Source organism: Pseudomonas sp. SZ57, from assembly GCF_009495975.1.
Taxonomy (GTDB): domain Bacteria; phylum Pseudomonadota; class Gammaproteobacteria; order Pseudomonadales; family Pseudomonadaceae; genus Aquipseudomonas; species Aquipseudomonas syringae.
The window spans coordinates 1-22482 of sequence record NZ_WIBD01000002.1 but is presented as its reverse complement, the minus strand read 5'-3'; the positions used below and the strand labels follow the sequence as shown (position 1 = coordinate 22482).

Sequence of the window (22482 nt, the reverse complement as noted above, 5' to 3'; positions counted from 1 at the left end):
CTGAAAGCTAGAGTTGGCTGCGCGCCAGATCTGCCGGTATATATTTGCCCAACTCATACTTGCCGACGGCAGCGCGATGCACTTCATCCGGGCCGTCAGCCAGACGCAACGTACGCTGCATCGCGTACATGTAGGCCAGCGGGAAATCACTGGAAATCCCGGCGGCGCCGTGCATCTGGATCGCCCGATCGATGACCTTCAGCGCCACATTGGGCGCCACCACCTTGATCTGCGCGATTTCGCTTCTGGCGACCTTGTTGCCCACGGTATCCATCATGTAGGCCGCTTTCAGGGTCAGCAGGCGTGCCATGTCGATTTCCATGCGCGAGTCGGCAATCAGGTCGATATTGCCGCCCAGCCTGGCCAACGGCTTGCCGAACGCGACGCGGTCAATGGAACGCCTGCACATCAGCTCCAGCGCCCGCTCCGCCATGCCGATCGAGCGCATGCAGTGGTGAATGCGTCCCGGCCCGAGCCTTCCCTGTGCGATTTCAAACCCCCGCCCCTCACCGAGCAGCACGTTCTCGAACGGGACCCTGACGTTTTCGAACAGCACTTCGGCATGACCATGGGGCGCATCGTCATAGCCGAACACCGGCAGTGGCCGCACGATCTTCACGCCGGGCGTATCAACCGGCACCAGAATCATCGAGTGCTGCTGATGGCGCGGCCCCTCAGGATTGCTCAGGCCCATGAATATCAGGATTTTGCAGCGCGGGTCGCAGGCACCGGAGGTCCACCACTTGCGACCGTTGATGACCCACTGGTCACCGTCACGCTCAGCGCGCGCAGCCATATTGGTGGCGTCCGATGAGGCCACGTCGGGCTCGGTCATGGCAAAGGCAGAGCGAATCTCACCGCGCAGCAGCGGTTCGAGCCAGCGGGCTTTCTGTTCCTCGCTGGCATAGCGGACCAGTACCTCCATGTTGCCGGTGTCCGGCGCCGAGCAATTGAAGGGCTCCGGACCGAGCAGTGAGCGGCCCATGATTTCCGCCAGCGGCGCGTATTCCAGATTGCTCAGGCCGGCGCCCAGTCCGGAGTCGGGCAGGAACAGATTCCACAATCCTTCCGACTTGGCCCGGGCCTTGAGCTCTTCCACGATTGCCGTGGGCTGCCAGCGATCCCCTTCAGCCACTTGCCGCTCGAAAACCGGTTCGGCCGGATAAACGTAGGCATCCATGAACGCTGTGACGCGTTCACGCAGGGCCTGCACCTTCGGGGAATACGCAAAATCCATGGGGTCGCCACCGTGTCGATCAGGTTGTCGAAGTCATGAACACGATGCTAGAGAAACGCTGCACATTTATCTAATCTATTCCCAGCGTGTATAAACATTCATAACCGATATATGATCCGCCCACCCTTGCGGCATCACCACCCTCTAAACAATCAATCACAATAACGGCACGAGGCGCCCCATCAATGAACCTGAACAAGGTCGATCTCAACCTTTTCATTGTCTTCGACGCCATCTACACCGAAGCCAACCTGACCCGCGCCGGACAGATTGTCGGCATTACCCAGCCTGCGGTCTCCAACGCACTGGCGCGGCTGCGCGAGACCTTCAACGACCCGCTGTTCGTGCGCACGGCACAGGGCATGGTGCCGACACCGATGGCGCAGAACATCATCGGCCCGGTGCGCAACGCGCTTTCGTTGCTCAGGGTATCGGTGCAGGAAAGTCGCATCTTCAACCCGCTGCAGGCCAACAAGAATTACCGCATCAGCATGACCGACCTGACCGAAGCGGTGATCCTGCCGGCGCTGTTTCAGCGACTGCGGCGCCTTGCCCCTGCAGTGACCATCGAAAGCTTTCTGTCCAAGCGTAGGGAAACCACCAAGGAACTGGCCGCAGGACGCCTCGACTTCGCTGTGGACGCACCGCTCAACACTGACCCGCAGGTGCGCCACGTGAAGCTGATGGAGGACCGCTATGTGTGTGGCATGCGCAAGGGGCATCCATTGGCGAACAAGGCCACGCTGACCCTCGACGATTACCTGAGCCAGTCACATATCCATATCTCCAGCCGCCGCAGCGGGTTGGGCCATGTGGATCTGGCGCTGGGCAAGATGGGCATCCAGCGCAGGATCGCGTTGCGCTCGCAACACTACATGATGGCAACCCAGGTGCTGCAGCAGACCGACATGGTCATGACCGTGCCCGAACGCTTCGCCCGTCGTAACGACTTGCACTATGTCTACCTGCCAGTCAGCGACGTTCCGTCGGTCGAGACCCACCTGTACTGGCATGAAAGCACCGACCAGGACCCGGCCAACCGCTGGATGCGTGAACAGATCATCGAACTTTCAGCGGGTTGTGGCGCAGGAACAAAACCTCGAAAGTGCATTAAATATTTAACTCAACTCATTGATTATTAATAATTTAATTTATTAACTTAATGTTGTTTCGAAGCAAAGGTTGGCGACCGCTCAAGCTCTGGCACTGCCACTGCTGCTTGACGTAAACGTAAAGCAGCCCTTAGCTTTGCGGCTGCAACCCTCGCCGAGCCACGCCATGAGCAGTCATACCTACAGCATTTCCGAGCTCGCCCGCGAGCTGGATATCACCACCCGCGCCATACGCTTTTACGAAGAGCAAGGCATGCTCAGCCCTGAACGCAAGGGCCTGGAACGTATCTATACGGCGCGTGACAAGGTCACCCTGAAACTGATCCTGCGAGGCAAACGCATCGGTTTTTCCCTGGCCGAGTGCAAGGAACTGATCTCGTTGTATGACCCTGCCGGCGGCAATCAGAAGCAGTTGCAGACCATGCTGGGCAAGATCGCCGAACGCCGTGATCAGCTGGAGCAGCAGTTGCTGGACATCCAGCAGATGCAACTGGAACTGGACACCGCCGAAGAGCGCTGCCGAGCCGCACTCGATAAGACCGCTGCTGCCCCACTCTGACCCATTCGCACTCACCACAAAGGCGCCGCCATGTCCCTCCCGCAAAAGGTGAATCTCGTTGAAGTCGGCCCGCGTGACGGCCTGCAGAATGAAGCACAACCCATCAGTGTCGATGCCAAGGTACGCCTGGTGGATGACCTGACGGCAGCCGGGCTGGGCCACATCGAGGTCGGCAGCTTTGTCTCGGCCAAATGGGTGCCGCAGATGGCGGGCTCCGCGCAGGTGTTCGAACGGATCCAGCGCCGAGAAGGCGTTATCTATTCGGCTCTGGCGCCGAACCTGCGCGGCTTCGAAGACGCATTGGCTGCCGGGGTCAGAGAAGTCGCGGTGTTCGCAGCGGCGACCGAAGGGTTCTCGCAGCGCAACCTCAACTGCTCGATCAGCGAAAGCCTGGAACGCTTCGCGCCTGTCATGGAAGCAGCACGCATGCATGGCGTGCGGGTTCGAGGGTATGTGTCGTGCGTGTTGGGCTGCCCTTACGAGGGCAGCGTTTCGCCCGAACAGGTCGCGACGGTCGCCAACCAACTGCACGCGATGGGCTGCTATGAAATTTCCTTGGGTGACACCATCGGAACCGGTACGCCGGGCGTCACACGGGCATTGATCAACGCCGTGGCTGCGCAGATACCGCGCGGCAAGCTGGCCGGCCACTTCCACGACACCTATGGCCAGGCGCTGGTAAACATCTATGCAAGCCTGGAGGAAGGCATCCAGGTGTTCGACAGCTCCGTGGCCGGCCTCGGTGGCTGCCCTTACGCCAAGGGCGCCAGCGGTAATGTTGCCACTGAAGACGTGCTGTACATGTTGCAGGGGCTGGGTATCGAAACCGGGGTTGATCTGGACCAGGTCATCGCGGCGGGCCAGCGCATCTGCGACGTGCTGCAACGCAGCAATGGCTCTCGCGTGGCCAAGGCCAGACTGTCTGCGTAGCCTGTCACCTGTCGGTAACAGGGTGCGACAACTTGCCACAGAGTGTTACTGTGCCCCGCGTCGAGCAGAGACAAACGGGTAACACGGAAACACTCGGCCGCAGAATCAAACGGCCCGATGCCGGAAAAACAAGGTCATCCCCCGGTATTACAGGGGTTTTGAAAACCTGGCACGGGTCCTGCTATATCCCTTGTACAACAAAAATAAAAACACGCAGCAACCTAATAAAAACAATACGTACCGGCTCTGACATAACAAGAACAACACGGACAGAGGCGTAGCTAACAGATTTTTTTGAAGTGGATAGCTTTTCTGAACCACTTGCCTCGCAAGTCGTTCGCAGCCAGACAGAGAACAATAAAACTGCCCTGAGGCAGCTGCCGAACTGGTTGGATCACTACGATGAAAGTGTCATCAGCGCTCAAAAAAATACGTTTGCTCTTGATCCCGCATGTGGATCGCTCAAAAAAGATGTGAAGGGTCAGGTCGCCAAAAACAACAACAGGCCTCCCGAACAACAAAAAAGAGCATAACAACATACCTTGAAGGGGAGCCCAGGCTCCCCTTCGTGCTTTCCGGCATTCCGCCCTCTCCTCTCATGACTGAAAAATACAGGTTGATCACTCTTCTTCCGCATAGGCATCGGCGTTGACAGCAAAACCCTACAGGTTTACGTTAACGTAAAGGTCATAGCTGATAGACGCTATAGCCGCTTCCAGAAAGACGCGCCATCCAAGAACAAAGCGCCACTCAAGAACAAAAAAGGAATACCCCATGAGTTACCCCAGCCTGAACTTCGCCCTGGGCGAAACCATCGACATGCTGCGCGATCAGCTGCAATCCTTCGTCGCCGCAGAGCTTGCCCCACGCGCCGCGCAGATCGACAAGGACAACCTGTTCCCCGCCGACATGTGGCGCAAGCTCGGCGAAATGGGCGTACTGGGGATCACTGTCAGCGAAGAATACGGTGGCGCGGGCCTGGGTTATCTGGCGCACGTCGTGGCGATGGAAGAAATCAGCCGTGGCTCGGCATCGGTGGCGCTGTCCTATGGTGCCCATTCCAACCTGTGCGTTAACCAGATCAATCGCAATGGCAGCCCGGAGCAAAAGGCCCGTTACCTGCCCAGGCTGATCAGCGGCGAACACGTTGGCGCGCTGGCCATGAGCGAACCCAATGCAGGCTCGGACGTGGTGTCGATGAAACTGCGCGCCGACAAGTGCGGTGATCATTATGTGCTCAACGGCAGCAAGACCTGGATCACCAACGGGCCGGATGCCAATACCTACGTGATCTACGCCAAGACCGACCTGGAAAAGGCAGCCCACGGCATCAGTGCGTTTATCGTCGAACGCGACTGGAAAGGCTTCTCGCGCGGCAGCAAGTTCGACAAGCTGGGCATGCGCGGCTCCAACACCTGCGAACTGTTTTTCGATGATGTCGAGGTGCCCGAGGAGAACCTGCTGGGCGTGCTTGATGGCGGGGTCAGGGTGCTGATGAGCGGTCTCGATTACGAGCGCGTCGTGCTCTCCGGCGGACCGACCGGGATCATGCAGGCGTGCATGGACGTGGTGGTGCCCTACATTCACGACCGCAAGCAGTTCGGCCAGAGCATCGGCGAGTTTCAGCTGATTCAGGGCAAGGTCGCAGACATGTATACCCAGCTCAATGCCAGCCGGGCCTACCTGTACGCGGTCGCCCAGGCCTGTGACCGCGGCGAGACCACTCGCAAGGATGCTGCAGGGGTGATCCTGTACAGCGCCGAGCGGGCCACGCAGATGGCGCTGGAGGCCATCCAGATTCTGGGGGGCAATGGCTACATCAACGAGTTCCCGGCGGGCCGACTGTTGCGCGACGCCAAACTCTACGAGATCGGCGCAGGCACCAGTGAAATCCGGCGCATGCTCATCGGTCGCGAACTGTTCAACGAAACCCGTTGATTGCGGAGCCACCATGACCATCCTGCAAACCCGAATCAACACCCGTTCGCCTGAATTCACCCTCAATCGCGACGCCCTGCTCAAGCAGGTCGAAGCGCTGCGTTCGCTGTTGAGCAACGTCCAGCAAGGGGGCGGCCTCAAAGCCCAGGAGCGCCACACCTCACGCGGCAAGTTGCTGCCGCGCGAGCGTATCAACCGTTTGCTGGACACCGGTTCACCGTTTCTGGAAATCGGCCAACTGGCTGCGCATGAGGTGTACGGCGAAGAGGTCCCGGCCGCTGGCGTGATCGCCGGAATCGGCCGGGTCGAGGGCGTCGAATGCATGATCATCGCCAACGACGCCACGGTCAAAGGCGGCTCCTATTACCCGCTGACGGTAAAGAAGCATTTGCGCGCCCAGACGATCGCCCAGCAAAACCGTCTGCCGTGCATTTATCTGGTGGATTCCGGCGGCGCCAACCTGCCGCGTCAGGATGAAGTGTTTCCGGACCGCGAACATTTCGGGCGGATCTTCTTCAACCAGGCCAACATGAGCGCGCAAGGAATTGCCCAGATCGCGGTGGTCATGGGCTCCTGTACCGCAGGTGGCGCGTACGTACCCGCCATGGCCGACGAGGCGATCATGGTCCGCCAGCAGGCCACGATCTTCCTGGCCGGCCCGCCGCTGGTCAAAGCGGCAACCGGCGAAGTGGTCAGCGCCGAAGAACTGGGCGGTGCCGATGTGCACTGCCGCACGTCCGGCGTGGCCGACCATTATGCCGACAACGACGATCACGCGCTCGCACTGGCGCGCCGCAGCATCGCCAATCTGAACTGGCGCAAGCAGGGTCAACTGAACACCGTCGCGCCCATTGCACCGCTGTACCCCGGCGATGACCTGTACGGCATCATCCCCGCCGACACGAAACAGCCATTCGACGCGAGGGAAATCATCGCGCGACTGGTGGATGGCTCGGTGCTCGACGAATTCAAGGCCCTGTTCGGCACCACGCTGGTCTGTGGCTTCGCGCGTCTGCATGGCTACCCGATCGCGATCCTCGCCAACAATGGCATCCTGTTCGCAGAGGCGGCACAGAAAGGCGCGCACTTCATCGAGCTGGCCTGCCAGAGAGGCATCCCCCTGCTGTTCCTGCAGAACATCACCGGCTTCATGGTCGGGCAGAAGTATGAAGCCGGCGGCATCGCCAAGCATGGTGCCAAGCTGGTGACCGCCGTGGCCTGCGCCAGGGTGCCGAAATTCACGGTGATCATCGGCGGCAGTTTTGGCGCGGGGAATTACGGCATGTGTGGCCGCGCTTACGATCCGCGCTTTCTATGGATGTGGCCCAACGCGCGGATCGGCGTGATGGGCGGCGAACAGGCGGCCGGCGTGTTGGTGCAGGTCAAATGCGAGCAGGCCGAACGTGCTGGTCAGGCGTTCAGCGCCGAGCAGCAGGCCGAGCTGAAACAGCCGATTCTCGATCAGTATGAGCATCAGGGCCATCCTTACTACTCCAGCGCGCGCCTGTGGGACGACGGGGTCATCGACCCGGCACAAACCCGCGACATTCTCGCACTTGCCCTCTCCGCCTCGCTCAACGCGCCCATAGAACCTACCACCTTCGGCCTGTTCCGAATGTGAGCCGGGAAATGACCATGACTTCGACCTCATTCGCAACCATAGAGCTGATCAACGACCCGCGTGGCTTTGCCACGCTGTGGCTGAATCGACCGGACAAGAACAACGCCTTCAACGCGCAGATGATTCGCGAGCTGATCCTCGCGCTCGACCAGGTACAAGGCGATGCCAGCCTGCGCTTTCTGCTGTTGCGCGGCCGTGGCCGGCATTTCAGTGCCGGCGCCGACCTTGCGTGGATGCAGCAGGCAGCAGACCTGGATTACAACACCAATCTGGACGACGCACGCGAACTGGCGGAGCTGATGTACAACCTCGCCAAGCTGAAAATCCCGACGCTCGCCGTGGTCCAGGGCGCAGCATTCGGCGGCGCGCTGGGTCTGATCAGTTGCTGTGACATGGCCATTGCAGCGGCGGATGCGCAGTTCTGCCTGTCCGAAGTGCGCATCGGCCTGGCGCCAGCGGTCATCAGCCCATTCGTGGTACAGGCCATCGGCGAACGCGCCGCGAGACGCTACACCCTGACGGCCGAGCGCTTCGACGGCCAGCGGGCGCAGCAGATCGGTCTGGTGGCCGAGTGCTACCCGGCTGCAGAGCTACAAGACCAAATGCAGCACTGGGTCGACAACCTGCTGCTCAACAGCCCGCAAGCCATGCGCGTCAGCAAGGAGCTGCTGCGCGAAGTCGGCAGCGGTGAGCTGACCCCTTCGCTACGCCGCTACTGCGAAAGCGCCATCGCGCGCATCCGTACCAGTGCCGAAGGGCAGGAAGGCCTGCGCGCCTTTCTGCAGAAACGCACGCCCGGCTGGCAGCCCGTCAAGGATCAGCCGCCTGGCGATCCCGTTACAACAGCCTCGACAGCCCGGCACGAACCGCAGAAGGACTCGCAATCATGAGCACGCCCGAGCTAACCAAGCTGTTGATTGCCAACCGCGGCGAGATTGCCTGCCGCATCATGCGCACGGCGAAAAACATGGGCCTTACCACGGTCGCCGTGCACAGCGCCATCGACCGTGACGCACGCCATAGCCGCGAGGCCGATCTCTGCGTGGACCTTGGCGGCAGCAAGGCCGCAGACAGTTATCTGGCGATCGACAGGCTTATCGAAGCCGCCAGGGCGAGCGGCGCGCACGCGATCCATCCCGGCTACGGATTTCTGTCTGAAAATGCCGATTTTGCGCGTGCCATCGAAAACGCCGGGCTGATTTTCCTCGGTCCACCCGCTTCGGCCATCGATGCCATGGGCAGCAAATCCGCCGCCAAGGCCTTGATGGAGCAGGCAGGCGTGCCCTTGGTGCCTGGCTATCACGGTGAAGCACAGGACATCGAGACGTTCCGCGCCGCAGCCGAGCGTATCGGCTACCCGGTGCTGTTGAAAGCCACCGCTGGCGGCGGCGGCAAAGGCATGAAAGTGGTCGAGCACACGGGCGAACTGGCCGAAGCGCTGGCTTCGGCGCAACGCGAGGCGCTGTCCTCGTTCGGTGACGCGAGGATGCTGGTAGAGAAATACGTGCTCACCCCGCGCCACGTCGAAATCCAGGTGTTTGCCGACCGGCATGGCCACTGCCTGTACCTCAATGAGCGCGACTGCTCAATCCAGCGCCGACACCAGAAGGTCGTCGAGGAAGCACCGGCGCCCGGCCTGACGGCTTCATTGCGTAAAGCCATGGGCGAAGCCGCGGTGAAAGCCGCACAGGCCATCGGCTACGTGGGCGCGGGTACGGTGGAGTTCCTGCTGGACGCACGCGGCGAGTTTTTCTTCATGGAAATGAATACCCGTCTGCAGGTCGAACACCCGGTCACCGAGTACATCACCGGGTTGGACCTGGTGGAATGGCAGATCCGTGTCGCCAGAGGCGAATCGCTGCCCATCACCCAGGAGCAGGTGCCCCTGACCGGCCATGCCATCGAAGTCCGTCTGTACGCCGAAGACCCGGCCAACGACTTTCTCCCGGCCACCGGCACCCTGGAGCTCTACAGAGAGCCTGCGCCCGGCCCCGGCAGGCGGGTGGACAGCGGCGTTGCCGAAGGCGACAGCATCTCGCCCTTCTACGACCCGATGCTCGGCAAGCTGATTGCCTGGGGCGAAGACCGCGAGCAGGCCCGTCTGCGTCTGCTGGCAATGCTCGATGAATTTGCCGTGGGCGGAGTCAGGACCAACTTGGCCTTCCTGCGTCGAATCATCGCGCATCCAGCGTTCGCCGCGGCGCAGCTTGATACCGGCTTCATTCCCCGCCATCAGACGCAACTGCTGCCGCAAACCGACGAGCCGGACGAGACATTCTGGCAGGCCGCCGCCGAGGCCTTCAGCCAGAGCGAACCGGCACGCATCGATCAAGCCGATCCGTATTCGCCCTGGGCAGTCAGCAGCGGCTTTCGCGCCGGGCTGCCTGCGCAGACGGATCTGCGACTGAGCTGCAACGGTCAGGCCCGCAACACCTGCCTGCGCCACAGCAGCTCCTCGTTATTCACTCTGAGTGGTGAGCATCTGCAGGTCGAGCACAACGGTGTGCGCCAACGACACCTGGCGATACGACGCGACAATACGCTGTATCTCGAATGGCAAGGCGAGGTGCATACCGTCACCCGCCTGGACGCCATCGCCCAGGTAGACGCCGGTGAGGGTCAGCATGGCGGCCTGACAGCACCAATGAATGGCAGCATCGTACGGGTACTGGTTGAAGTGGGTCAGGCGGTCGAGCCTGGCGCGCAACTGGTGGTGCTGGAAGCCATGAAGATGGAACACAGCATCCGCGCCGCCAGCGCCGGGGTGATTACCGCGCTCTACTGCCACGAGGGCGAGATGGTCAATGAAGGCGCGATACTGGTGGAGCTGGAGTGACGCTCGTCAACCGCCGCACATGAAAACGCCCTGAACAGTCAGGGCGTTTTCGTGCAGCAACTTTCGTGCAGCAACTTCCTTGCAAAAAAGAGACGCTTAGTAATAGGCGTTTTCTTTCTGCGTATGGTCGGTAACATCGCGAACGCCCGACAACTCGGGAATACGCTCAAGCAACGTGCGCTCGATACCTTCCTTCAGCGTGACATCAGCCTGACCACAGCCCTGGCAACCGCCACCGAACTGCAGCACGGCGATGTTCTTCGCTTCTTCCTCGACCACATCGATCAGCGTGACCTGGCCGCCATGGCTGGCGAGGCCCGGATTGATCTCGGTTTGCAGGTAGTAATTGATGCGCTCGTTGATCGGGCTGTCGGCATTGACCATCGGCACTTTGGCGTTCGGCGCCTTGATGGTCAGCTGGCCGCCCATCCGGTCGGTGGCGTAGTCGACCACTGCATCGTCCAGAAAGGCCTCGCTGAAGCCGTCGATCCAGGCCGTGAAGCTCTTCAGGCCGATGGCCTTGTCTTCCGGTTTCTCTTCACCCGGCTTGCAGTAGGCAATGCAGGTTTCGGCGTACTGAGTGCCGGGCTGGGTGATAAATACGCGGATGCCAATGCCCGGGGTATTCTGCTTTTCCAGCAGATCGGCCAGATAATCGTGGGCGGCATCGGTAATAGTGATAGCGGTCATGAAAATTCCTCGCAGACGTGCGTGCAGTTTACGCCAATCGGCCGCTTCACACAAAGTCCCAGTATTTTTGTCAGGTTAATGCCTGCGCCTGACTGACCGCCCTGCGCGCATCCAGCCAGGCTTTCATCCGGCGGTACAGGCCTTTCTCGATCCACTCATAACTGACCCAGGCACCGATGGCGATGATCGGCACGCAGAAGGCGAAGACCACATAGGGACTGAGGCCAAAACGTTGCGCCATCAGCAAGCCGCCGTACAGCACCAGAACGTGCAGCAGGTACACCGAATACGAACAGTCACCCAGCACCTTGAGCAGGCGAATGCCTTGGAAATACGGTTCCAGCGAGATACAGGACAGCACGATCAAGGCACTCGGCAGGCCCCAGTTGAGCAGGCGCTGCTCGTTGCTCAGGTTATTGATTGCATACAGCCCGACCGCAATGCCTGCCAGCGGCAGCCATAGCGCTTGTTTGATCCAGCCCCGGCGGTAGAGGATGCCGATACCGATACCCAGCAGGAATTCGTAAATGATGTCGTTGCCGTAGAAGCGGCTGATCAGCCCGGCGCGAGCCAGAACCTCACTGACCGCAAACAGCGCTGCGGCAATGATCAACGGCCGGTGACGCTGTTGAAAGAGGAACACCATCGAGAACAGCAGGTAGAAGAACATCTCGTAGTTCAGCGTCCAGCCAACGTTGAGCGTCGGGTAGAGACCATAACCACCGGGGTTTTCGGAAGGAATGAACACCAGTGACAAGAGGAAATTCTGCCAGCCGATGACTTGGTGCGGAAGCATCGGCGCTGCAATCAGCAGCAACAACGCCATGGCGGCGGTGTATAGCCAATAGGCCGGAACGATGCGAATCAGACGATGCAGAATAAAGCGCCGTGCCGGCATGTCGCTGTTCTGCGTAGACAAAAAAATCACCAGACCGCTGATGACGAAGAAGATATCGACGCCGACCGCGCCCTTTGACACAAAGAACTGCCCTACCGGGCCGCTGGCCTTGAAATCGAAAAAAATCTGCATGAAGTGATGACACACCACGACCCACGCTGCGAACGCCCGTAGGGCCTGAACTGAAATCAACATCACGAAAAACCTCTACTTCCTGACTTTCAATCATGGGCCGCTGAATAACCCGGCCTATGACGCGCACCATTTCGGACCACCTTTTTGAAAAAAAGATCGCGCAAGATACATTTCGTTCAGGAAGTAAAGATGGCCGCAGGCCATGTTACACAAGGGCCTGCGGCGTGAAGCCCCCGTTTTTCAGAGGTTCTCGTAGCGATTCATGTCCAGCACACCGGCTTCGCGCGGTTCAGTTTCCTGAACGTAGCGATTCAGATCGTGGAAGTAGCTCCAGAACAGCGGATGAGTACGGCGGATGCCCCAATGCCGGACGATCTGTTCGAAACTCGCCTGATCCTTGCTCTGCTGCATGGCATCGACAAAGGCCGGCACCTGTGCGACTGGAATGTTGAAAATGAAATTCGGGTAACTGCTGAGCACGCCCGGGTAGACAGTCAATGTGTCCAGGCCCGGAATATAGCGGTACGACTCGCCCAGCAGAAACGCGACATTACTGTGCGCGCGGTTGCGCAGCATGCTGTAGATCACGCGCTTGCCATTGCTGCCCTCAATCCGCAGCATGCTCGCTTCCGGCAACTGATCGATGACCTTCAGACCCGCCGCAGGACGCGACGTCAATCGGCTCAGCGCCTGTTCTGCCTGGGCAAAGCTGCTGTCGAGGCCAGGCCGCGAGCAATACGCCCCGGTGCAGCGGTTGATCGGGTCAGGCGCGGCATTCAAGGTACCGAAGCGCTCGATCAGCCTGGACGCAAAGTCACGCTGCGCGGCCTTTTCATCGAGCTTGATGCCCGTCGGCGTATCGTCGTCGATCTTCTGGTAATCCAGCCACATCTTGATTTTGCCGCCCTCCTGATAAAGATCACTGAGCATGTCTTCACGCAGGTCGGCAGGCATCAGGCGCAGGAAGTTGATCTCGGCGCCGTTGCGGATCAAATCGAAATACAGCCGCGTCTGGGCCTGATGTGCAACATTGCCATAGACGTCGAAGTTCACCGCCAGCTGGTAATAGGTACGCTCCAGCAACGGGTAATCGAACAGCCACATGGAGTGCGGCACGTCACCAATCAGCCCTTTATTGACCGACGCACTGTCGAAATGGCGGAAAACGGTCAGCAAGGCATTGTCATTACCTGCCCACAGGGTGCTCCAGCCCGGCGCAGGCATTTTTGCGTAACTGTCGCGGCGCAGGTCTTCATACTCATTGCGCCGGTCGCGGTAGGACAGCCACAGGCTCAGCACGCTGCCCACGTCATCGTTCTGCCCCGGCATGGCCAGCAAGGGCGTGGCCTCCCCGCGATACGTCGCATCGGTGATGTAACGATCATGGGACGGGTCCTGAAACAGCACCCAGAACTGATCGCGAATCACGTCTGTGGCGATCTGCCCGCGACAGACCGGCCCGCGAATGAACGTGCGGACGAAATATTCGGCGTTGTCGAGCATGAATTGATAACGCGCCGCTGCCGGAATGGCTTCGAAGGTCAGAAACGGATTGGCACGATGGCCAGGGCCGTAACCCGGCAATGCGCTGACTTTCCAGTCGGACCCGTAGAACAACTGCCTGACCCGCGCCAGCTTCTGCGGGCTCATGGCGTAGGTAATGTGGGTCTTGTGAACGATCACTCCTTGCACGGGGATCAGCCGGTAATAGAAGTCGCTGCCCGGATCGTCGTCGGGACGACGGGTCGCGATCAGGTCCACAGGTTTACCGCTCGGAGTTCGCGAGCGCACCCACTGGAAGAAGTGCCCCGCCTCACCGCCTTCGAAATAGATGTGCGCCAGGAACAGGTGCTCGAACAGCCAGCGACCGACCAGCGCCTGATTCGCCCCAGGTTCGTTGAGCTGCGCCTCCCAGGCATTGATCTGCGCCGCCTCGGTGACACTCGGGGTAATGGCCTGCTGCTCGACCGGCGCACCGGCGGCCAGCCAGCGCTGCAGGGTCTGGTATTCGGCATCGGTCAGGCCGGCGACCGCCAGCGGCATGCCCTGCTGCGCGTGGGCAGCCGCATAAGCATTGAATTCGCCGGGCAGCGGGCAGACGTTTTCGCGACTGATGCCCAGCGCGATGTCATCCGGAATCTTGCTGTTGGCTGGCAAGGGTGCGCTGCGCCCCAGGTCAAGCATGCGCGTCATCAATGCCGCCTGGCTGCCCTGCGCTTCCAATACTGAGTAGAACCCCTTGCCGCGCCACGCGTCGGTGTCACGCGCATCATAAAACAGACGCGTCGGCGCAACCGCCTCGCTGCGTTCGCCCTGATAAACCGAGACCTTGCTGGCACCACGGCTCACGCCTTCGCCGCTGCCCAGGTTCAGCTGGCAGGGAGCGTCATTGCAGGCGTGGCAGGCAACGCACTTCTCGGTGAGGATCGGCTGGATGTCCTTTACATAGGAAATCGCCGGGGATGCCGGTGTGACGGGGGGTGCAGGAGTCTGGGCCTGGACAGCACAGCAGATAAAAAGCAAGGCGACGCTTGCCAACAAACGGTGCTGCATATGCCATGGGCTCTGATATTAAAATGGCACAATTCTACAAGGGCACCACCCACTCCAACATGAATGATTTTCATGCAAAAGGCGCAACACCACCAAAACCGTTCCGGTTTGCTATCATCCCGTTCTTTAAAGAATCGACCTTCTCAAGGTAGCCCCCATGTCTGACCGCAGCGCCCGCCATCAAGCCTTTCTCACTGCTCTGAAACAGAGGATCCTGATCCTCGATGGCGGCATGGGCACCATGATCCAGAGCTACAGGCTCGAGGAACAGGATTATCGCGGCAAGCGTTTCGCCGACTGGCCCAGCGATGTCAAAGGCAACAACGACCTGTTGATCCTGACCCGCCCTGATGTGATCGGCGCCATTGAGAAGGCTTATCTGGATGCCGGCGCCGACATCCTTGAAACCAACACATTCAACGCCACCCAGGTATCCCAGGCCGATTACGGCATGGAATCGATCGTCTACGAGCTGAACGTCGAAGGCGCACGCCTGGCGCGCAAGGTCGCAGACGCCAAGACACTGGAAACCCCGGACAAGCCGCGCTTCGTGGCCGGCGTGCTGGGCCCTACCAGCCGCACCTGCTCGCTGTCCCCCGACGTCAACAACCCCGGCTATCGCAATGTGACCTTCGACGAACTGGTCGAGAACTACACCGAAGCGACCAAGGGGCTGATCGAAGGCGGTGCCGACCTGATCCTCATCGAGACCATTTTCGACACACTCAATGCCAAGGCGGCGATCTTTGCCGTGCAGGGTGTATTCGAAGAAGTGGGCTTCGAGTTGCCGATCATGATCTCCGGGACCATCACCGACGCCTCGGGACGCACGCTGTCCGGCCAGACTACCGAAGCGTTCTGGAACTCGATCAGCCATGCCAACCCGATCTCGGTCGGCCTGAACTGCGCATTGGGTGCCAGCGAACTGCGTCCTTACCTGCAAGAGCTGGCCAATAAAGCCAACACCCATGTGTCCGCGCACCCCAACGCCGGCTTGCCGAATGCATTTGGCGAATACGACGAACTGCCGAGCCAGACGGCGAAGATCATCGAAGAATTCGCCCAGAGCGGCTTTCTGAACATCGTCGGTGGCTGCTGCGGTACCACCCCGGCGCACATCAAGGCGATTGCCGAGGCGGTTTCGGGTTACGCGCCGCGGGAAATTCCGGACATACCCAAGGCCTGCCGCCTGTCAGGCCTCGAACCATTCACCATCGATCGCCAGTCGCTGTTCGTCAACGTCGGCGAACGTACCAACATCACCGGCTCCGCCCGCTTTGCCCGCCTGATCCGTGAAGACAATTACACCGAGGCCCTGGAAGTCGCCCTGCAGCAGGTCGAAGCCGGCGCTCAGGTGATCGATATCAACATGGACGAAGGGATGCTCGACTCGAAGAAGGCCATGGTGACCTTCCTCAACCTGATCGCAGGCGAGCCAGACATCTCCCGCGTACCGATCATGATCGACTCCTCGAAGTGGGAAGTGATCGAGGCCGGCCTCAAGTGCATCCAGGGCAAGGGCATCGTCAACTCCATCAGCATGAAGGAAGGCGTCGAGCAGTTCATTCATCACGCGCGGCTGTGCAAACGATACGGCGCGGCCGTGGTAGTCATGGCCTTCGACGAACAGGGTCAGGCCGATACCGAGGCGCGCAAGAAGGAAATCTGCAAGCGCTCCTACGACATTCTGGTCAACGAAGTGGGCTTCCCGCCGGAAGACATCATCTTCGACCCGAACATCTTCGCCATCGCCACCGGCATCGAAGAGCACAACAACTACGCCGTGGACTTCATCAACGCCTGCGCCTACATTCGAGACGAGCTGCCGTATGCGCTGACCTCGGGTGGTGTGTCCAACGTGTCGTTCTCGTTCCGCGGCAACAACCCGGTGCGTGAAGCGATCCACTCGGTGTTCCTGCTGCATGCGATCCGCAATGGCCTGAGCATGGGCATCGTCAACGCCGGGCAGCTCGAGATCTACGACCAGATCCCCGCTGAACTGCGTGACTGTGTCGAAGACGTGGTGCTCAACCGCAACCCGGAGGGCACCGATGCGTTGCTGGCGATTGCCGACAAGTTCAAGGGTGATGGCAGCGTCAAGGAAGCCGAAACCGAAGAATGGCGCAGCTGGCCGGTCAATCAGCGTCTGGAACACGCACTGGTCAAGGGCATTACCACTCATATCGTGCAGGACACCGAAGAGTCGCGTCTTGGGTTCGCGCGGCCTATCGAAGTGATCGAGGGCCCGCTGATGGCGGGCATGAACGTGGTCGGCGACCTGTTTGGCGCAGGCAAGATGTTCCTGCCTCAAGTGGTCAAATCCGCGCGCGTGATGAAGCAGGCGGTGGCGCACCTGATTCCGTTCATCGAGCTGGAAAAGGGCGACAAGCCCGAAGCCAAGGGCAAGATCCTGATGGCGACGGTCAAGGGCGATGTGCATGACATCGGCAAGAACATCGTCGGCGTGGTACTGGGCTGTAACGGCTACGACATCGTCGATCTGGGCGTGATGGTGCCTGCCGAGAAAATCCTGCAAGTGGCCCGCGACGAGAAATGCGACATCATCGGCCTGTCCGGCCTGATCACGCCGTCCCTGGACGAAATGGTGCATGTTGCCCGGGAAATGCAGCGCCAGGACTTCCACCTGCCGCTGATGATCGGCGGCGCGACCACGTCCAAGGCGCATACGGCGGTGAAGATCGAGCCCAAATACAGCAATGACGCAGTGATCTACGTCACCGATGCTTCCCGAGCAGTCGGTGTCGCGACCCAGCTGCTGTCGAAAGAGCTGAAGCCGGCCTTCATTGAAAAGACCCGACTCGAATACGTTGAAGTACGTGAACGCACCTCGGCACGCAGCGCGCGCATCGAACGCCTGAGCTACGGTGCTGCCGTGGCTAAAAAGCCGCAGTTCGACTGGGAAAACTACACCCCTGCCCAACCGACGTTCACCGGCACCCGGGTGCTGCAGGATATCGACCTGAACGTGCTGGCCGAGTACATCGACTGGACGCCGTTCTTCATTTCCTGGGACCTGGCTGGCAAGTACCCGCGCATCCTCACCGACGAAGTGGTCGGTGAAGCGGCCACTGCGCTGTACGCCGACGCCACGCAGATGCTGCGCAAGCTGATCGACGAGAAGTTGATCAGCGCCCGCGCGGTCTTCGGCTTCTGGCCGGCCAATCAGGTCAATGATGATGATCTGGAAGTCTATGGCGACGACGGCAAGCCGTTGGCCAGGCTGCATCACCTGCGCCAGCAGACCATCAAGCCCGACGGCAAGCCGAACTTCTCGCTGGCCGACTTCGTTGCACCCAAGGACAGTGGCCTGACCGACTACATCGGCGGCTTCATCACCACTGCCGGCATCGGCGCCGAGGAAGTCGCCAAGGCTTACCAGGGCAACGGCGACGACTACAACTCGATCATGGTCAAGGCGCTTGCCGACCGTCTTGCCGAAGCCTGCGCCGAATGGCTGCACCAACAGGTGCGCAAGGAATACTGGGGTTATGCGCAGGACGAAGTGCTGGACAACGAGGCGCTGATCAAGGAGCAATACATGGGCATCCGCCCGGCACCCGGCTACCCGGCGTGCCCCGACCACACGGAAAAAGGCACCCTGTTCGCCCTGCTCGATCCGCTGCCGGAAGGCAGCGCCGAACATACCGCAGGCAAGAGCGGCGTGTTCCTGACCGAGCACTACGCGATGTTCCCGGCTGCAGCGGTCAGCGGCTGGTATTTCGCCCATCCTCAGGCGCAGTACTTCGCGGTGGGCAAGGTCGACAAGGATCAGGTCGAAAGCTACACCGCTCGCAAGGGTCAGGACCTCAGCGTCACCGAACGCTGGCTGGCTCCGAACCTGGGCTACGACGAGTAACGCCTGACCGGTTATCTGCCGCCTGGGGGATCAGGCGGCAACATGCCTTTCAGCGAAAATGGCGACGCTTCTCCAGAAGCCTCCACATTGAATGCCTGGATATCGAGCCGGTAATGTTCGTCCTTGGCTGCATCCAGAAAACGTTGCGCATCCTGCGGCTCGACGATGTGAACCACATCAATGATGCGAGCGCCGATCTGTTGCCGGGCCTGCCGTTGGGCAGTGTCATAGCGGTGCAAGAGAATGATGGCCCATCCGCCCAGGGTGAAGTGCCCTGAAGCCACCACGCTCAGACTGCCATTGAGCTGAGCCCGCAGCGAAAGTGACGTGCCGTTGATAGCACTGAACAGCACGTCCTGCCCTGGCTTGCCGCCGCTCTCGCGCAATGCATCCATCGCACCGAACGCCATTTGCTCGTTGGCAGCCCATACCAGGCGTGTCTGCGGGTAGCGCTTGAACAGCACGCGAGCCTGCTCGAGCGCCCGATCACGGCGCCAGCCACCCAGCGCAATCTGCCGCAGATGCACCTCTGGATGCTCCGATAGGGCACGCAGCATGCCTTTTTCACGCAGCAGGGAAACGGGCGTGGTGTTAGTCCCGGAAAACGCCAGCATGTCGATGACCTGACCGTCTGCGCCAGGCGCAGCGAGACGGATAAGCCGCTTTGCCGTCAGATAGCCGCCCTCTTCATCGTTACCCACCAGGCTGCCGATGAAGTCCGGATAGCGTGAGGGCAGGTCACCGAGAATCCGAATCTGGTCCGCGGCCAGCGTATTGTTGACGGCAAACAGCTTCACCCCGCTGCCCACGGACATGCGCAGGACTTCAGGGGCGATATTCAGCTCATTGGAAAACAACAGGTAATCCGGGCGCTCGTCCCCTTGCAGCGTCGCTCGCGCCAGATGGAGCAACTTGCGGGTGTCGCGCTCGGTGTAGAGTATTTTCAGCGACATGCCAGTGGTGTCGGCGGCCGTCTGCATGACGCGGGAGTAACTCTGCCAATAGCCATCGGCTTCTGCGCCGGGACTCAAAAATACCACCGAGGCGGCATGTGTCGTCCCCACCCACAGATAGCTGCACAGCATCAGCCAGCCAACATATAACGCCTTCATATCAACGAACCTTGAAGCAGCAGGGATTTATCGCCAAAAGCGAGTTATCGGCTGCAACAGCAAGGTTCTGGAGACTCCGGCAGATTCTTTATCAGCCCCTCACCGGCTGCTGGCCCAGAACATCGCGGCGCCTACCGCCAGAATGACAATGAATAAAATGGCCCAGGTATCCACGGATCTGCCTGGTTTGGCTACTTTCGGGTGCTTGCTCATCGCATCGCCTCTTGTCGGTCTTGTGGGTGATTGCACATGAATGGGAGTATCCCGACACCTGTTCGGTATCGTTCAACGCTCAGTTAAGTCGAGTCTTGCCCACACGGCAAGCAGGGATATGAACTGGCGCCGTTTTGCTTATCGATTTTAGTGATTTGCATATATATAAACATCACTTTTATCGATAACTGCAAACTGCTATCGTCGCCTTCGCTCCCCGGGGAGTGCGCGGCCGTGCGCGCAGAATTGACCAGATGAAGCAGGAAACAACGAGCAGCGGGCTTTTTCCAGACTGACGCCACTGCCCTGCTTCATGACGAAGCCTGAGAACAGGACCTATATGTACGTATACGACGATTACGATCAGAAGATCATCGAGGACCGCGTCAAGCAGTTCCGGGATCAGACCCGACGCTACCTGGCCGGGGAACTGAGCGAAGAAGAGTTTCGACCGTTGCGCCTGCAAAACGGTCTTTATGTTCAGCGCTTCGCGCCAATGTTGCGCGTCGCCGTACCCTACGGTCAGCTGACCTCGCGCCAGGCGCGCATGATGGCGAAAATTGCGCGCGACTACGATAAAGGCTACGCGCACATCAGTACCCGCCAGAACGTACAGTTCAACTGGCCTGCACTTGAAGATGTTCCCGATATTCTCGCTGAACTTGCCACTGTGCAGATGCACGCTATCCAGACCAGCGGCAACTGCCTGCGCAACGTCACCACCGACCAGTTTGCCGGTGTGGCCGCAGATGAGCTGGTAGACCCGCGCCCATGGTGCGAGATCGTCCGTCAGTGGACCACCTTCCACCCTGAATTCGCTTACCTGCCGCGCAAGTTCAAGATTGCGATCAATGGCTCGACCAGTGACCGCGCAGCCATCGAAGTGCATGACATCGGCCTCGAGCCATTGCGCAACGAAGCGGGCGAGCTGGGCTTCCGCGTTCTGGTGGGTGGTGGACTTGGCCGTACACCGGTCGTCGGTGCCTTCATCAATGAGTTCCTGCCGTGGCAGGATCTGCTGAGCTACCTCGACGCCATCCTGCGGGTCTACAACCGCTATGGCCGTCGCGACAACAAGTACAAGGCGCGAATCAAGATTCTGGTCAAGGCGCTGACCCCCGAAGTGTTCGCCGCCAAGGTCGACGCTGAAATGGCTCACCTGCGTGGCGGTCAGACCACCCTGACCGAAGCCGAAGTGCAGCGCGTTTCCCGGCACTTCGTCGACCCGCAATACAAGGCCCTCAGCGATCAGCACGCCGAACTGGCAGCGCTGGACGCTCAACACCCCGGCTTCGCTCGCTGGCGTCAACGCAATGTGCTGGCGCACAAGAAGCCTGGCTACATTGCCGTGACCCTGTCGCTCAAGCCAACCGGCGTCGCCCCTGGCGATGTGACCGACAAGCAACTGGACGCCATTGCCGACCTGGCCGATCGCTACAGCTTCGGTCAACTGCGCACCTCTCACGAGCAGAACATCATCCTTGCCGATGTCGAGCAGAGTGAGCTTTTCACCCTGTGGAACGAGCTGCGCGACAATGGTTTCGCCACACCGAACATCGGCCTTCTGACCGACATCATCTGCTGCCCGGGCGGTGATTTCTGCTCGCTGGCCAATGCCAAGTCGATCCCGATCGCCGAATCCATCCAGCGCCGGTTCGACGATCTGGACTACCTGTTCGATATCGGCGAGCTGGACCTGAATATTTCCGGTTGCATGAACGCCTGCGGGCACCACCATGTCGGCCATATCGGCGTGCTGGGCGTGGACAAGAAAGGTGAAGAGTTCTATCAGGTCTCGCTTGGCGGCAGTGCCAGCCGTGATGCGAGCCTGGGCAAGATTCTCGGCCCCTCCTTTGCCCAGGAGGCGATGCCGGACGTGATCGAGAAGCTGATCGACGTCTACGTTGAAAAACGGACCGAAGACGAGCGTTTCATCGACACCTACCAACGTATTGGCATTGACCCTTTCAAGGAGCGCGTCTATGCAGCGAATCATTAAGAACAACGAAGTCATCGATGAAACCTGGCATCTGCTGCCCAAGGACACGACCTTTGACAGCCTGTCGAACTGTGACGACCTGATCGTGCCGCTGGCGCTGTGGCGCGAACACGCGCATTCGCTGAAGGCACGTGATGGCGGTCTGGGTGTGTGGCTGGACAGTGATGAAGAGGCCGAGGAAATCGGCGAGGATGTCGACCAGTTTCAGGTCATCGCTTTGAATTTTCCGGCCTTCACAGATGGTCGCAGCTTCTCGAATGCGCGCCTGTTGCGTGATCGTTATGGTTACAAGGGTGAGCTGCGTGCCATTGGCGACGTGTTGCGCGATCAGTTGTTCTACATGCGCCGCTGTGGCTTCGATGCGTTTGCAGTGCGTGCCGACAAGGATCCGTACGAGGCGCTGGAAGGTCTGAAGGACTTCTCGGTCACCTATCAGGCCGCGACCGACGAGCCGCTGCCGCTGTTCCGCCGCCGCTGATTCAGGCGCCTTTGGATTTGGCTAAAAGGCACAGCTTGGGAACTGATGACTATCGTTCCCATGCTCCGCGTGGGAATGCAGTTCGTGACGCTCTGCGTCACACGGCGGCTCTGGGATGTCAGGTGGATTGAGGTCCGGCTCAAGTCACCTTTTCGCCCCTCGGCGAGTGACTTTGAAGGATCAAAGTAACCAAAATCCTGGCTCCGTTTCCGGCCCGACTTCGTCGGGTTCCTTCGCCCTGTCACTGATCCGGGGGTCGCCGCAACGCGCCATCCATGGCCCGGTGCGGCTAGC

General features: G+C 60.0%; 16 protein-coding genes. 10 read left to right on the top strand and 6 right to left on the bottom strand.

Translation table 11 applies throughout. From position 1 onward, the window contains the following. Window positions 1-7 precede the first annotated feature (7 nt). Window positions 8-1237, bottom strand: a complete 1230-nt coding sequence (locus GE543_RS00375; RefSeq protein ID WP_153220104.1) for an acyl-CoA dehydrogenase — start codon at window positions 1235-1237, stop codon at window positions 8-10. Between the two features lie 185 nt (window positions 1238-1422). Here GE543_RS00375 and GE543_RS00370 point away from each other — a divergent pair, with 185 nt between their 5' ends. The 3 genes from GE543_RS00370 (at window position 1423) to GE543_RS00360 (ending at window position 3838) form a co-directional block, all read left to right on the top strand. Then, window positions 1423-2379, top strand: a complete 957-nt coding sequence (locus tag GE543_RS00370; RefSeq protein ID WP_256664634.1) for a LysR family transcriptional regulator — start codon at window positions 1423-1425, stop codon at window positions 2377-2379. Window positions 2380-2515: 136 nt separating this feature from the next. After that, on the top strand, window positions 2516-2908 hold the full coding sequence (locus GE543_RS00365) for a MerR family DNA-binding transcriptional regulator (RefSeq protein WP_003318521.1): 393 nt from the start codon (window positions 2516-2518) through the stop codon (window positions 2906-2908). Between the two features lie 30 nt (window positions 2909-2938). Continuing rightward, window positions 2939-3838 (top strand): hydroxymethylglutaryl-CoA lyase, encoded by a 900-nt coding sequence (locus GE543_RS00360; RefSeq protein WP_153220102.1) that lies wholly within the window; start codon window positions 2939-2941, stop codon window positions 3836-3838. Between the two features lie 281 nt (window positions 3839-4119). Here GE543_RS00360 and GE543_RS00355 read toward each other — a convergent pair whose 3' ends face one another. Continuing rightward, entirely contained in the window at window positions 4120-4377 is a 258-nt protein-coding gene (locus tag GE543_RS00355) for a hypothetical protein (protein WP_024662055.1), read from the bottom strand. Between the two features lie 235 nt (window positions 4378-4612). On the opposite strand from GE543_RS00355, the gene GE543_RS00350 reads away from it, so the two are divergent. The 4 genes from GE543_RS00350 to GE543_RS00335 are packed head-to-tail and all read left to right on the top strand — an operon-like array spanning window position 4613 to window position 10233. Next, window positions 4613-5776: an isovaleryl-CoA dehydrogenase gene (locus GE543_RS00350; protein WP_153220100.1), complete on the top strand. Its 1164-nt coding sequence runs from the start codon at window positions 4613-4615 to the stop codon at window positions 5774-5776. Between the two features lie 13 nt (window positions 5777-5789). Beyond that, on the top strand, window positions 5790-7397 hold the full coding sequence (locus GE543_RS00345; protein ID WP_153220098.1) for a carboxyl transferase domain-containing protein: 1608 nt from the start codon (window positions 5790-5792) through the stop codon (window positions 7395-7397). 14 nt (window positions 7398-7411) lie between these two features. Continuing rightward, on the top strand, window positions 7412-8287 hold the full coding sequence (locus GE543_RS00340) for a gamma-carboxygeranoyl-CoA hydratase (RefSeq protein ID WP_153220096.1): 876 nt from the start codon (window positions 7412-7414) through the stop codon (window positions 8285-8287). Then, window positions 8284-10233 (top strand): acetyl/propionyl/methylcrotonyl-CoA carboxylase subunit alpha, encoded by a 1950-nt coding sequence (locus tag GE543_RS00335; protein ID WP_153220094.1) that lies wholly within the window; start codon window positions 8284-8286, stop codon window positions 10231-10233. Before GE543_RS00340 ends, GE543_RS00335 begins: the two co-directional genes overlap by 4 nt. A gap of 96 nt (window positions 10234-10329) precedes the next feature. Here GE543_RS00335 and nfuA read toward each other — a convergent pair whose 3' ends face one another. The 3 genes from nfuA to GE543_RS00320 form a co-directional block, all read right to left on the bottom strand. Further along, window positions 10330-10923, bottom strand: a complete 594-nt coding sequence (nfuA, locus tag GE543_RS00330) for a Fe-S biogenesis protein NfuA (RefSeq protein ID WP_002553665.1) — start codon at window positions 10921-10923, stop codon at window positions 10330-10332. 70 nt (window positions 10924-10993) lie between these two features. Further along, window positions 10994-12016, bottom strand: a complete 1023-nt coding sequence (locus GE543_RS00325; RefSeq protein ID WP_153220092.1) for an acyltransferase — start codon at window positions 12014-12016, stop codon at window positions 10994-10996. A 180-nt stretch (window positions 12017-12196) separates the two neighbouring features. Next, window positions 12197-14509 (bottom strand): fatty acid cis/trans isomerase, encoded by a 2313-nt coding sequence (locus tag GE543_RS00320; protein WP_153220090.1) that lies wholly within the window; start codon window positions 14507-14509, stop codon window positions 12197-12199. A 157-nt stretch (window positions 14510-14666) separates the two neighbouring features. Here GE543_RS00320 and metH point away from each other — a divergent pair, with 157 nt between their 5' ends. Then, window positions 14667-18386 carry a methionine synthase gene (metH, locus tag GE543_RS00315; protein ID WP_153220088.1) on the top strand — a complete coding sequence of 1240 codons (3720 nt, stop codon included), beginning with the start codon at window positions 14667-14669 and terminating at the stop codon, window positions 18384-18386. An 11-nt stretch (window positions 18387-18397) separates the two neighbouring features. Here metH and GE543_RS00310 read toward each other — a convergent pair whose 3' ends face one another. Then, window positions 18398-19498 (bottom strand): ABC transporter substrate-binding protein, encoded by a 1101-nt coding sequence (locus GE543_RS00310; protein ID WP_153220085.1) that lies wholly within the window; start codon window positions 19496-19498, stop codon window positions 18398-18400. Between the two features lie 553 nt (window positions 19499-20051). Here GE543_RS00310 and GE543_RS00305 point away from each other — a divergent pair. Continuing rightward, window positions 20052-21710 (top strand): nitrite/sulfite reductase, encoded by a 1659-nt coding sequence (locus tag GE543_RS00305; protein ID WP_003410272.1) that lies wholly within the window; start codon window positions 20052-20054, stop codon window positions 21708-21710. After that, window positions 21694-22188 (top strand): DUF934 domain-containing protein, encoded by a 495-nt coding sequence (locus tag GE543_RS00300; protein ID WP_003410270.1) that lies wholly within the window; start codon window positions 21694-21696, stop codon window positions 22186-22188. Before GE543_RS00305 ends, GE543_RS00300 begins: the two co-directional genes overlap by 17 nt. Window positions 22189-22482: the final 294 nt, after the last annotated feature.

Bases quoted from the DNA above. Each gene is read 5' to 3' on its own strand.
- GE543_RS00375 (WP_153220104.1), bottom strand. From the start codon at position 1,237: ATGGATTTTGCGTATTCCCCGAAGGTGCAGGCCCTGCGTGAACGCGTC.
- GE543_RS00370 (WP_256664634.1), top strand. From the start codon at position 1,423: ATGAACCTGAACAAGGTCGATCTCAACCTTTTCATTGTCTTCGACGCC.
- GE543_RS00365 (WP_003318521.1), top strand. From the start codon at position 2,516: ATGAGCAGTCATACCTACAGCATTTCCGAGCTCGCCCGCGAGCTGGAT.
- GE543_RS00360 (WP_153220102.1), top strand. From the start codon at position 2,939: ATGTCCCTCCCGCAAAAGGTGAATCTCGTTGAAGTCGGCCCGCGTGAC.
- GE543_RS00355 (WP_024662055.1), bottom strand. From the start codon at position 4,377: ATGTTGTTATGCTCTTTTTTGTTGTTCGGGAGGCCTGTTGTTGTTTTT.
- GE543_RS00350 (WP_153220100.1), top strand. From the start codon at position 4,613: ATGAGTTACCCCAGCCTGAACTTCGCCCTGGGCGAAACCATCGACATG.
- GE543_RS00345 (WP_153220098.1), top strand. From the start codon at position 5,790: ATGACCATCCTGCAAACCCGAATCAACACCCGTTCGCCTGAATTCACC.
- GE543_RS00340 (WP_153220096.1), top strand. From the start codon at position 7,412: ATGACTTCGACCTCATTCGCAACCATAGAGCTGATCAACGACCCGCGT.
- GE543_RS00335 (WP_153220094.1), top strand. From the start codon at position 8,284: ATGAGCACGCCCGAGCTAACCAAGCTGTTGATTGCCAACCGCGGCGAG.
- nfuA (WP_002553665.1), bottom strand. From the start codon at position 10,923: ATGACCGCTATCACTATTACCGATGCCGCCCACGATTATCTGGCCGAT.
- GE543_RS00325 (WP_153220092.1), bottom strand. From the start codon at position 12,016: ATGTTGATTTCAGTTCAGGCCCTACGGGCGTTCGCAGCGTGGGTCGTG.
- GE543_RS00320 (WP_153220090.1), bottom strand. From the start codon at position 14,509: ATGCAGCACCGTTTGTTGGCAAGCGTCGCCTTGCTTTTTATCTGCTGT.
- metH (WP_153220088.1), top strand. From the start codon at position 14,667: ATGTCTGACCGCAGCGCCCGCCATCAAGCCTTTCTCACTGCTCTGAAA.
- GE543_RS00310 (WP_153220085.1), bottom strand. From the start codon at position 19,498: ATGAAGGCGTTATATGTTGGCTGGCTGATGCTGTGCAGCTATCTGTGG.
- GE543_RS00305 (WP_003410272.1), top strand. From the start codon at position 20,052: ATGTACGTATACGACGATTACGATCAGAAGATCATCGAGGACCGCGTC.
- GE543_RS00300 (WP_003410270.1), top strand. From the start codon at position 21,694: ATGCAGCGAATCATTAAGAACAACGAAGTCATCGATGAAACCTGGCAT.